Annotated in this window: 11 protein-coding genes; 1 reads left to right on the forward strand and 10 read right to left on the reverse strand. The window is 43.1% G+C overall.

The features are described 5' to 3' along the window. Positions 1–6: 6 nt before the first annotated feature. The 7 genes from pyrR to IGI82_RS09190 all read right to left on the reverse strand — a co-directional run bounded on the left by pyrR (position 7) and on the right by IGI82_RS09190 (position 5,787). The gene (gene pyrR / locus IGI82_RS09160; protein ID WP_005235992.1) at positions 7–543 is read right to left on the reverse strand and encodes a bifunctional pyr operon transcriptional regulator/uracil phosphoribosyltransferase PyrR; all 537 of its coding nucleotides are present in this window, start codon (positions 541–543) and stop codon (positions 7–9) included. A 243-nt stretch (positions 544–786) separates the two neighbouring features. Beyond that, positions 787–1,695, reverse strand: coding sequence for an RluA family pseudouridine synthase (locus IGI82_RS09165; protein WP_438842090.1), 909 nt, complete (start codon positions 1,693–1,695; stop codon positions 787–789). Next, positions 1,679–2,164, reverse strand: a complete 486-nt coding sequence (gene lspA / locus IGI82_RS09170) for a signal peptidase II (protein ID WP_015509729.1) — start codon at positions 2,162–2,164, stop codon at positions 1,679–1,681. Before lspA ends, IGI82_RS09165 begins: the two co-directional genes overlap by 17 nt. After that, positions 2,161–2,868, reverse strand: coding sequence for a CBS domain-containing protein (locus IGI82_RS09175; protein ID WP_005226123.1), 708 nt, complete (start codon positions 2,866–2,868; stop codon positions 2,161–2,163). The genes lspA and IGI82_RS09175 overlap by 4 nt, the downstream gene beginning before the upstream one ends. Next, positions 2,861–3,268, reverse strand: a complete 408-nt coding sequence (locus IGI82_RS09180; protein ID WP_015509730.1) for a hypothetical protein — start codon at positions 3,266–3,268, stop codon at positions 2,861–2,863. Before IGI82_RS09180 ends, IGI82_RS09175 begins: the two co-directional genes overlap by 8 nt. Before the next feature lie 228 nt (positions 3,269–3,496). Then, a complete protein-coding gene (locus IGI82_RS09185; protein WP_015509731.1) occupies positions 3,497–5,167 on the reverse strand; it encodes a formate--tetrahydrofolate ligase in 1,671 nt (556 codons plus the stop codon). 209 nt (positions 5,168–5,376) lie between these two features. Beyond that, positions 5,377–5,787 (reverse strand): EbsA family protein, encoded by a 411-nt coding sequence (locus tag IGI82_RS09190; RefSeq protein WP_015509732.1) that lies wholly within the window; start codon positions 5,785–5,787, stop codon positions 5,377–5,379. Positions 5,788–5,852: 65 nt separating this feature from the next. Here IGI82_RS09190 and IGI82_RS09195 point away from each other — a divergent pair, with 65 nt between their 5' ends. Next, positions 5,853–6,269 carry a ribonuclease HI family protein gene (locus tag IGI82_RS09195; protein ID WP_005226128.1) on the forward strand — a complete coding sequence of 139 codons (417 nt, stop codon included), beginning with the start codon at positions 5,853–5,855 and terminating at the stop codon, positions 6,267–6,269. Here IGI82_RS09195 and cls read toward each other — a convergent pair. From cls to alaS, 3 genes are all read right to left on the reverse strand, one after another. After that, positions 6,249–7,715 carry a cardiolipin synthase gene (gene cls / locus IGI82_RS09200; protein ID WP_015509734.1) on the reverse strand — a complete coding sequence of 489 codons (1,467 nt, stop codon included), beginning with the start codon at positions 7,713–7,715 and terminating at the stop codon, positions 6,249–6,251. The genes IGI82_RS09195 and cls overlap by 21 nt on opposite strands. Positions 7,716–7,739: 24 nt before the next feature. Further along, a complete protein-coding gene (locus IGI82_RS09205) occupies positions 7,740–8,882 on the reverse strand; it encodes a cation diffusion facilitator family transporter (protein WP_060791946.1) in 1,143 nt (380 codons plus the stop codon). A gap of 279 nt (positions 8,883–9,161) precedes the next feature. After that, complete coding sequence (alaS, locus tag IGI82_RS09210) at positions 9,162–11,804, reverse strand: alanine--tRNA ligase (protein WP_087627533.1); 2,643 nt, start codon at positions 11,802–11,804, stop codon at positions 9,162–9,164. Positions 11,805–11,877 lie beyond the last annotated feature (73 nt).

Genomic DNA, 11,877 nt, shown 5'->3' on the forward strand with positions numbered 1-11,877 from the left:
TTCTTCCTAGTCGTTTTCTTTATTGATCATGATCCGGTCAGAACCATCTGATTCTTCCATCTCCACGATAATTTCTTCACTTAAAGCAGTTGGAATATTTTTCCCAACGAAATCTGCCCGAATCGGCAGTTCACGATGACCGCGGTCAACTAGAACGGCGAGTGAGATTCGTTTTGGTCGACCAATATCCATGATGGCATCCAAAGCTGCCCGAATCGTCCGTCCTGTAAACAAGACATCATCGATTAAGATAACTTCTTTGCCATCAATGGCAGTCGGGATGTCTGATGAATGGATCTCTGGATCATCTTCTGCCTTTTTGTCATCTCGGTACAAGGTGATGTCCAATTCACCGACAGGTACTTCTACGCCTTCTAGTTGTTTTAAACGTTCTGCTATTCGTTGAGCGATATAGATGCCTCTTGTCTTGATCCCTACCAGCACCAAGTTATCAATGCCGCGATTTCTTTCAATAATTTCATAGGTGATCCGCGTTAACGCTCGTTTCATTGTTACTGCATCTACTACTTCTTTCGCTGCCATATGTTATTCCCTCCTAATTTTGAACATAAAAAAACTCCTACCTGCTTGAGGTAGGAGTCATGTTTTCCGATCGTTGCCTAAAATCCCATTCTGTGGATTTTGGGTACACGTTATCATCTAGTAAGGGTTCGAATCTCCAACGCGGGAGTCGTCTGCTTACTCATTCCTTCTTAGCCTCACGGGACTACATTTAAAGGAGCTATTTAGTTGTTACAATTACTATACAGTTCCAACACAAAAAAATCAATCATTTTTTCGTAATTTTTTTAGGGTGTCCTCAAATAGTTCTGGTAATGGGGCTTCAAAGACCATTGACTCACCCGTAGCGGGATGTGCGAAACCTAAAAGCTTGGCGTGTAAAAACTGGCCGTTGCCTTTTAAGGTACGCTTTGGTCCGTAGATTGGGTCACCGGCTAACGGGAACCCGATATATTGCATATGCACTCTAATTTGGTGGGTTCTTCCAGTTTCCAATTGCAATTCCACCAAGGTAAATTGATCAAAGCGTTCCAACACGGTGAAATGAGTCACTGCGGGTTTGCCATTCTCGATCACGGCTTGCATTTTCCGATTGACTTTCGAGCGGCCGATCGGTGCATTGATCGTGCCTTTTTCGTGGCTGATATTGCCATGGACCAATGCCACATACTTGCGTAACGAGGTTTTGTCTTTCAATTGTTTCGCTAACGACTCATGCGCCTGATCATTTTTGGCAATCATTAACAGACCCGACGTATCTTTGTCGATTCGATGAACGATTCCTGGCCGAACAACATCATTGATCGTGGATAAATCATCCATATGGTACAATAACGCATTGACCAAGGTGCCATTTGGATGCCCAGCGGATGGATGAACCACCATCCCTTGCGGCTTGTTGATGACTGCCACATCAGCATCTTGATAGACGATCGTCAAAAGAATATTTTCTGGCTCTAAATCTACTACTTCCGGCTCTGGCACTTGGATGACCAAGTGATCGCCTGCTTTTACTTTATAATTAGCCCGAACCGTCTCACCTTCTAAAGTAACGGCATCTTCTTTCAGCCATTGTTGGACTTGTGAACGGCTATGGTCAGGCAAGCGTTCAGCCAACACTTTGTCGACCCGCCCTTTTTCTTCTTTAATGATTACTTCAATTTGCTTTTCCATTTGATTCTCCTTGTTTCCCTTTTGCTACATCATCTACCAGTGCATAAATAAAAATCAAGATTACCCCAAACACTAATGACATATCAGCGATATTGAATATTGGGAAATTGATAAAATCAAGCTGGAACATATCCACCACAAAGCCATGCTGCAAGCGATCGATGAAGTTTCCGATAGCGCCACCTAGCACAAATGCCAGTCCGAAGCGAAACCACAAACTGCTTTTTTGGTAACGAAACAATAGGTAGACAACGACAGCAACCGCGATAACCGTGATGATCGCAAAAAAGGTGATTTTTCCTTCTAGAATACTCCAAGCTGCGCCCGTATTCTGAAGATAGGTCAGGGACAACACATTGTCGATCAGAGAATGTGTTTCACCCAGTTGATAATTGGCAACGATCCAAATTTTCAGCCATTGATCCAAGCCAATGACAACAGCACTTAACAAAAAAAACAACGCGATCATAAATTTTCCACTCTTTCTTCTTTAAAAATATCTCGCGGACGGATGATGCCCAAGAGATTTCCATTCGGATTTTTATCCTTGGTGATCAAAACCGCCTCAAGCAGGGCATTTTTTTGAAACAATTCTTCCACTTCTACGATGGTCGTTTCAGCCGACACGAAACAATAATTCGATCGTTTCCCATCTCCTGCTAATAATTCATCTGCCGTTCTGCCTGCCAACTTGATTTCACCATGGAGGCTTTCTTTCGCTAACCAGTATCCCAGCATCCGCAAGGTGATCAAGCCCAAAAATCGACCATTATCATAGATCGGAAATTGTGAATAGCGCTTTTGGGCAACGATTTTCAATAACTCTGGTAATGGCAGGTGCTTTTCAAAACCAGTCACTCGTTTCGCAAAACGCGGCATGACTTTTTCAGGTGCCAGTAAGGAGCGTTCAATTTCTTGGATGCGATTGACAACCCATTCATTCGGTTCCGCAATGACAAAGTTTTCTCCGATTTTTTCATGTACGATGGCATTGCGCAGCTGAGCCATTTGTAATAGATCATCTTCTGCTCTTCTGACATTGATATTTTTGCTTTTTGACAAGCGACGAACCATTTCAGAAAAACCCATATTCCGCGGATTATCCAATTCGTCACGAAGCCGCTTTTCAATTCGATTAAAACTGCTCAAAAATTGATCTGCACCACTAGCCATGAGGAACCTCCTTGATAAGATACGCTTTTTTTAAATAAATCAAAACAAAGACAAAATATGCCACTAAATACACACCGACAAAAAGCAACGAGTAAAGGGAGATGGATAATAAGCCCAATACCCCCATCATGAGAAAAAGGCTTAAATAAAAGCCGATATATATTCTTTTAAGCGCAGGATTCATCACGACCTCCAGCTTGAGCGCTGATTGGCCTTTTGGTAACTGAAAAGGCTGACTTTCTAAAAAAAACATGCGCACACGAATCGGCGTCTGCTCAGCTAGCCCCAAAAAAATCGTTTGCTGATGATTGATGGCAGCGATTCTTTTTTTTCCTTGCATGACCTCCAAGGGACTGCCCATTCCATAAAAACCAGTCCTCCTAGTTAGTTGTAGCTCCATTGACAAAGATCACCTCAATTGGTTAAGTATACTTGATTATCAAAAGAAAGAAAATAGACTTTTGCTTGCTTCCTTGATTATTATAACAAGAATCCCTACTTTTATCTTCCATCACGTCTAATGAACGAGAAAAAGACGAATGCCGCTTGCACCCGTCCTTTCAAATCATCTCTTTCCGTTTTTCCGTTTCAAATGCCGCGAATGCCTTCTTTGTTTGTGATAGCTCTTTTAGAAAAGACCGATCGCTTGGCCATCAGAAGTCACGTCCATATTGATGGCGGCAGGTTTCTTCGGTAATCCTGGCATCGTCATCACGGCACCTGTCAAGGCTACGATAAAGCCAGCCCCTAATTTTGGCACGAATTCGCGAATCGTTACTGTAAAGTCATCTGGTGCGCCCAATCGCTTTGGATCATCACTGAAGGAATACTGGGTTTTTGCCATACAGATCGGCAGCTGATCCCAGCCTTGTTCTTTGAAGCTTTGCAACTGTGCCTTGGCTTTCGGCGCAAACTCAACCTCTGCCCCGCCATAGATTTCCCGCACGATCAAAGAAGCTTTATCCGCTAAAGGCAAATCGTCGGTATACAAGCGTTGATAGTTGGCAGGTTTTTCCTCGATTACTTGAACCACTGCTTTTGCTAGATCCGTTCCACCTGCACCACCGTCTGCCCAAACGGCTGTCCGTGCGATGGTGACGTCGATTTGCTGGCACATGGTTTCGACTAATGTTCGCTCCGCTTCGGTGTCTTGTGAGAACTCATTAAGCGCAACGACAACTGGAATCCCGTATTTACGCATGTTTTCAACATGTCGCTTTAAATTACTGAAGCCTAACTCTAATGCTTTTAAGTTTTCTGTCCCTAAATCAGCCACAGCGACCCCACCATGCATCTTCAGTGCTCTGATCGTCGCTACTACTACGATCGCATCTGGTGCCTTTGATAAGTTCGGTGTTTTGATATCAAGAAATTTCTCTGCCCCTAAGTCAGCACCAAACCCAGCTTCGGTCACCGTGTATTCGCCTAAGTGCAAAGCCGTCTCGGTTGCGATGACACTATTACACCCATGGGCAATATTCGCAAAAGGTCCGCCATGGATCAGCGCAGGGGTTCCTTCAATCGTTTGAACAAGATTCGGTTTGAGGGCATCTTTTAAAAGTAAGGCTAAAGCACCTTGGACCGCCAGATCTTTTACGTAAATCGGCTGTTTCTCAAAAGAATAACCAATTAAAATCTTTCCTAATCGCTCTTTTAAATTATCAATGCTTGTTGCCAAGCACAAAATCGCCATGATTTCACTAGCAACGGTGATGTCAAAACCGTCTTCTCGGGGAACGCCTTGTAACGGTCCCCCTAGACCGACGATCACTTGTCGTAACGCTCGATCATTCAAATCGACAACCCGTTTCCATGTGACCCGACGTCCGTCGATCCCCAACTCATTGCCTTGCTGGATATGGTTATCGATCAATGCAGACAAGGCATTGTTTGCTGCTGTGATCGCATGCATATCGCCAGTGAAGTGTAAGTTGATGTCCTCCATCGGCAACACTTGTGCTTTGCCGCCGCCGGTGGCGCCGCCTTTTATGCCCATTACTGGTCCTAAAGATGGCTCACGTAAGGCGATGACGGTTTGCTTGCCGATTTGATTTAACGCATCTGCAAGTCCAATGGTCACGGTTGACTTGCCTTCTCCAGCGGGTGTCGGACTGATCGCTGTGACTAAAATGAGTTTACCCAGCGGATTGTTTGCTTTTTCGGTGATTGCCGACCATTCGATTTTTGCTTTATACTTGCCATAAAGTTCCAGGTCATCGCCTGTTAAACCAAGTGGTTCAGCAATTTCAATAATCGGTTTAGGCATTGATTCTTGTGCAATTTCGATATCTGATTTCATTTTTAACCTCAATTCACGAACTATTTAGCACTTTAAAATGTATTTTGTTTGCTATGCTCTTATTATACTTGATTTTATTCAGAAAGAAAGAGTGATTTTTCACACTTTTACAAGAAGTTTCACGAATCCTTTATGTAAACAAAAAACAACGTCCCTCCTAAGGCTGTAACGCCAAAAGGAGTGATCGTTGCTTTCTAGATTCCTATGAATTACTCGTTGGTTTCGATCTGCACCCTTTTTTCAGGGATTTTTTCTTGAAAAAAAGTTTCTAACCATGCCACATCTTTTTTACGCAACGTGAAGGTATACGTTTTTTGATGATCGGTAATGCTTATTAAACGGTTTATAATTTGCCATTTTTCTATCTCAGGTAAAGAAATAAGGCTTTTCTTCCATAAGCGCGCATAGCGAATCAGGAGCAAATCATTCCTGATGAGCATGCTTCGGTGAATCCCTAACCATACAAAAAAGAAAAAGACGGCTAAAACGAGGTTGCTTTTCCAATAAGGTCTGGTATTTTCTAACGAAAGAATCAAACTGATAAATAATATCATCATAGTAAACGACCAATAAATGATCGCTGTAGCAGCTTCCGGTTGCCAATACAATTTACGCTTCATAAAAGTTCCTCACAACATAAAATTTCTAGTATACTATCTTTATCATATCAAAAAAGGGTGAGACAATGTTAAAAGTTTATCTTGATGCTTCCACGAAAGGCAACCCCGGCCCTAGTGGCGGTGGAATCGTCATTGTCGGTACTGATCTGCATGAACAAATTGCGTTTCCGCTACCTGATTCAACCAACCACCAAGCAGAGTTCGCTGTGATGGTCAACGCGTTGCAGCTGCTGATTGACAAAGGTTTACAGGAACAGACAATTATGCTCTATACCGACAGCAAAGTCGTTGCGCAGACCATCGACAAGAATTATACCAAAAACCCTGCTTTTTCTGATTATTTAACAGAAATTCAATACTTGTTGAAACAGTTCGCTTTAGCAATCATCCAATGGGTCCCTGAGAGTCAAAACAAAGGTGCCGACCATTTGGCACGCCAAGGATTAGCAAAAGCGATGAAATTAAAGGATCGGAGACAATAACCGAGAGAAGTTTTGTTTGAAGCGCAACCAGTAAGATTGCTTCGCCAAAATTTCATCCGTCAGTAATGTTGATTGTGCCATATCTTCTTCAAAGAAGCCTTTCAACGTTTGCGTGACATCGTGATCGTAGGCGAAGGCATTGACTTCAAAATTCAAGGCATAACTCCGAATGTCTTGATTCGTCGTCCCAAAGGAACTAATGGTATCATCCATCATGACCGTCTTCGCATGGAGGAAACCATTGTTATAGATGTAGATTTTTGCACCACGGCGATGCAAGTAATTGGCATAATGCTGTGTTGCCCGATAAATGAATGGGTGGTCAGGCATACATGGAATCATGATTCGGACGTCTACACCTGAGTGGATGGCAATTTCCAATGCGTTCATCATACTGTCATCAGGAATCAAATAAGGCGTTTGGATCCAAATCGATTCTTTGGCAGCTAAGATCATTTTTACAAAACCGCCTTTGAGAATTTGGGTCTCACTTTCAGGCCCATCAGCGACGATCTGCAAATCGACATTTCCAGAGCGCTCTTTCGGCGGTAGAATAAAGTAGCGATCCTCGTATTCCAGCTGATCCTCTTCTCTTTTTACAGATGCGTTCCAGTCACGAATAAAAATCTCTTGTAGTGTAAAACTGGCAGTACCTACGATTCTCGCATGGGTGTCTCGCCAATAGCCAAATTTGGCCTTTTTCCCTAAATATTGATCGCCGACATTAAAGCCGCCAGTCCATCCGATTTGACCGTCGATCACAACGATTTTTCGATGTAGATGGTAGTTCAATCGTGTGTTGCGGATCAGGTTCTTCGAAGTGATGAAAGGCACGACTTTTCCACCGGCATCAATCAACGGTTGAAAGAATTTCCGATTGGCCTTCGGTGACCCCCATGGATCATAGACCAAACGCACTTCAACACCTTCACGGGCTTTATCGATCAAGATTGACAAGAATTGTCCACCGATCTCATCATTAAAAAACGAATAATATTCCACATGCAGATTATCTTCTGCTTGCTTCATGTCCTCAAACAATGCTGCAAATTTTTCTTTTCCATCTGTATAAAATTCTACTTTGTTTCCTTTCGTCAAGGGCGATTCATCAAGGTTCTTAAAATAGCGCTCTAATAGATGATTGTCATCTGAGTAAGGATGTTCAGGAAAAGAATAATTGTGCACTTTGATGATTTGATTCAACTCATTGATCCTACTTTGGTGGTGCTCACTAAATTTATAAATAATTTCTCCGTCGATCCCCCGACCACAAAACAAGTACAACAAGAACCCGATGCCGGGGATGAATACCAACGTCATCATCCAAGCAAAGACACTTGCAATCGAGCGTGGTTTCCGAAAAACAGTAATAAAGGCAGCGATCGTATTAATAAACAAAAGTGCCAATAATACCGTGGAAATCATGCTCATATCCATTTTTATCATAGTTTCCTCCTATATCCTGTAACCCTATAATAGGTAACTGTGATCGAAAGCAAGCTTCAATTCATAGTCCCCTAGTGTTTCTTTGATTTTTTGTTTCAGCATTTCTTCGATTTCTTGATCACTATACGCCGATTTTGCGGGAATCACTAAATCAAAAGCCAACAGATCTCCTTTGACCTGAAAATCATGCATCCGTAACTGTGGGTCAACGAAGCGAATGATCTTTGACACTTCTTTTTTTAAATGCCGATACTGCTGATCTTGAATTGGTACTGGATCAAGATGACAGACCAGGTCGACCTTTAAAGATTGGCGAAAATCTTGTTCAATCGCATCAATCACCTCATGCGCTTCTCGTAAAGACCACGTTTCATCCACTTCGATATGCACACTGGCAAAGCGATTTTTCGGTCCATAATTATGAACCAGTAAATCATGGTAACCGAGAATCGTCGGATAGTGATCCAAGCGTTGCTCCATGGCAGCTACTTCTTCTTGGGTTGGGCGTGCCCCTAATAATTCGTTGATAAAGGAACGAATCATTTTGATTCCGCTAATCAAAATATACAAGGCAATCAGACAGCCGACAAAGCCATCGATACGTAGGCCAGTCAGCCACTCGATCGTCGCTGAAAACAAAACTGCCCCCGTTGTATACACATCGTTGAGACTGTCTTGTCCGCTGGCTTTAAGTGTTTGAGAGCCGATCAGGTTCGCCAGTTTGCGGTACATCGCTCCCTGCCAGATTTTGATCAAAATCGATAAGACCAAAACGATAAACAATAGTGGGGAAAGACGGATACTCGTCGGTTCCATGATGCGTTGCACAGAGCTGATGAGAAATTGGCCGCCAACAAACGTGATGATCAAAGATACTACAAACCCACTGATGGCTTCAAATCGCTCATGACCATATGGATGTTCACTGTCGGCTGGTTTCGCAGAGATCCGAAAACCGATCAATGTTAAAATAGACGAAGCGGTATCTGAAAGACTGTTGATGGCATCTGCCATAATCGAAACAGACTGGGCAGATAAACCAATGATAAATTTCCCAGCAAATAATAGTAGGTTGGAAAGCAACCCGAGGCTACCTGCTAACTTCCCGATGGCTGTACGTTCGTAGACACCATTTTTTTTGCTGCGATTTAAAAAAAAGTTTAGCAAATCATCACCCTCTCAAAAAACCATCTTTCTTATTTTACCCCGAAGGAATTCAATTAAACAACTATTCGTATCGTTTTTTCGAAAAAAAAGCGAATTCCCTTCAATTATCAAACGCATTTTCAGATAACACGTAGGAAAAAAGGAAAAAGATAACGGAAGGGTCTCCCCCTCCGTCATCTTCGTTCAAAAAAGGAATGTGTTAAAGACCTACGCTCCTCTTTCACCTATCTTCTTAGAAGGAAAGGAACTCGCGGGTACAGATTCAACCAGCTAGTGTGCTTACTTGGCCGCTAACCACGCTGCTGCTGTCTCAAGTGCTGCTGCGATTCCTTCTGGATTCTTCCCGCCGGCTTGTGCCATATCAGGACGGCCGCCACCGCCGCCGCCAACTTTAGGTGCGATCTCTTTGATCAAATCGCCTGCTTTCAATCCTTTTTCGTTGGCTGCTTTGTTCATGGCAGCTAAAAGATTCACTTTGCCATCATTCGCGGTAGCTAACACTAAAATATCAGAATGGTCTTTTTGTTTCCATTGGTCAGCTAGTTGACGTAATTGGTTCATGTCCTTTACAGTCACTTTTGCTGTGATCAGACGCAGACCATTTACTTCTTTGACATCCTTGAAAACATCCCCTGCTTGCTGGTTTGCTAACTTGCTGGCAAGAGCTTCGTTTTCTTTTTGCAATTCACGCAGCTGCGCTTGCAGTTGTTCTGTTTTGGCAACGACTTCTTTTAATTGGGCGGATTTAACGATCCCTGCAATTGCTTTTAATTGCGCTTCTTCTTCATGCAATAACGTATAAGCTTCTTGACTAGTCACTGCTTCGATCCGACGAACACCAGCACCGATCCCTGATTCAGAAACGATTTTGAAAATACCGATATCCTCCGTATTTGCTACATGGGTTCCCCCACATAATTCGATCGACCAATCGGCAACATTGACGACGCGAACGTCATGCCCATATTTTTCACCAAAGAGTGCCATCGCTCCCATGCCTTTTGCGGTATCGATATCCGTTTCGATCGTCACAACAGGAAGAGCTTCCCAAATTTTCTGGTTGACGATTTGTTCCATTTGGCTCAGCTCTTCGCTGGTCACTTGCCCAAAATGACTAAAGTCAAAGCGCAAATGTCCTGGAGCAACTAATGAACCTGCTTGGTTCGCATGGCTACCTAATACTTCTTTTAAGGCTTTATGCAATAAGTGAGTCGCCGTATGATTTTTAATGATCTTATTGCGACGATGCTGATCCACTTGTAAGAAATAGTTCACGCCTTCTTTTAGTGGCGCTTTGATTGTAGCAGTATGCAAGAACTGACCGTTCGGTGCTTTTTTGACATCCGTCACTTCCGCTACAATCGTACCATCTTCTGCTACGATCGTGCCTGTATCCGCAACTTGTCCACCCATTTCTGCGTAAAATGGTGTTTCGGCAAAAATCAGTTTTGCTTCACCTGTCGAAACAGAATCATGTAACGCTTCGTCTTGGATGATCACTAATAATTTGCTGTTTGCTTCAAGTGAATCATAGCCAACGAAACGGCTGTCTACTTTGATATCTGTCAATAAAGCGGATTGTACGCCCATTGAAAGCTCCGTTTGTCGAGCCGCACGAGCGCGGGCACGTTGTGCATCCATTTCTTGTTCAAACCCTTGGTGGTCCACTTTCAACCCTTCGTCTTCCGCCACTTCTTCTGTCAATTCAACTGGGAAGCCGTAAGTGTCATACAATTTGAAAATATCTTGACCAGCTAACGTATCTTGACCGTCTGCTTTTACTTGGGCGATCACTTGATTTAAAATATCTAACCCTTCATTGATCGTTTCATGGAAACGTTCTTCCTCGTTGCGGATCACTTTCTCAATAAATTCTTGCTGTTCTAGTACTTCAGGATAGTAGCTTTCCATGATCTCGCCAACGATCGGTACTAATTTGTATAAGAAGGCAGTATCGATCCCTAATTTTTTCCCATGCATGACTGCACGACGTAATAAACGACGTAAAACATAGCCACGGCCTTCATTTGAAGGAAGTGCCCCATCGCCGATCGCAAAAGAAAGCGCGCGGATATGGTCTGCAATCACTTTAAAGGAGATATCTGTCGTTTTGCTGTCGCCGTAGTTCACACGACCGCTTAAATCTGCCACTGCATTAATGATCGGCAGAAACAAGTCTGTTTCAAAATTGGTTGGTGCATTTTGAACGATGGAAACCATTCGTTCCAGCCCCATCCCCGTATCAATGTTTTTATGTGGTAGTGGTTCATAGGAGCCATCTGGTTGATGATTGAATTCTGAAAAGACCAGATTCCAGATTTCCAAATAGCGTTCATTTTCGCCACCAGGGTAGTTTTCGGGATCATCTTCCGCTACGTCATTAAACTCAGGACCACGGTCATAGAAAATCTCTGAATCCGGTCCACAAGGTCCTGCACCGATGTCCCAAAAGTTGTCTTCAATCTCAACGATATGCTCTGGTGGTAAGCCGACTTCTTCTGCCCAAATCCGTTTTGCTTCTGTGTCTTTTGGATAAACCGTGACATATAATTTGTCTGGATCAAAAGCCATCCATTCTGGTGAGGTCAAAAACTCCCATGCCCAATGGATCGCCTCATTTTTGAAGTAATCGCCGATTGAAAAGTTGCCTAGCATTTCAAACATCGTATGATGTCTTGCTGTTTTCCCAACGTTTTCAATGTCGTTAGTCCGAATCGATTTTTGCGCATTGGTAATTCTTGGGTTTTCAGGAACAACACTGCCATCAAAATATTTTTTTAGCGTTGCCACCCCTGAATTGATCCATAATAAGGTTGGATCGTTGACTGGAACAAGGGACGCACTCGGCTCGATGGAATGTCCTTTTGATTGAAAGAAGTCCAAAAACATTTGGCGTACTTCTGCACTGGATAATTGTTTCACGTTATTCTCCTACTTTCTTCTGTGTTCGCTTAAGATACAGGGGCTGACAAAATTGCTGGTAAGGCGCTCTTAT

The sequence above is a fragment of the Enterococcus sp. AZ067 genome (assembly GCF_051715005.1).
GTDB classification, from domain to species: domain Bacteria; phylum Bacillota; class Bacilli; order Lactobacillales; family Enterococcaceae; genus Enterococcus_D; species Enterococcus_D casseliflavus.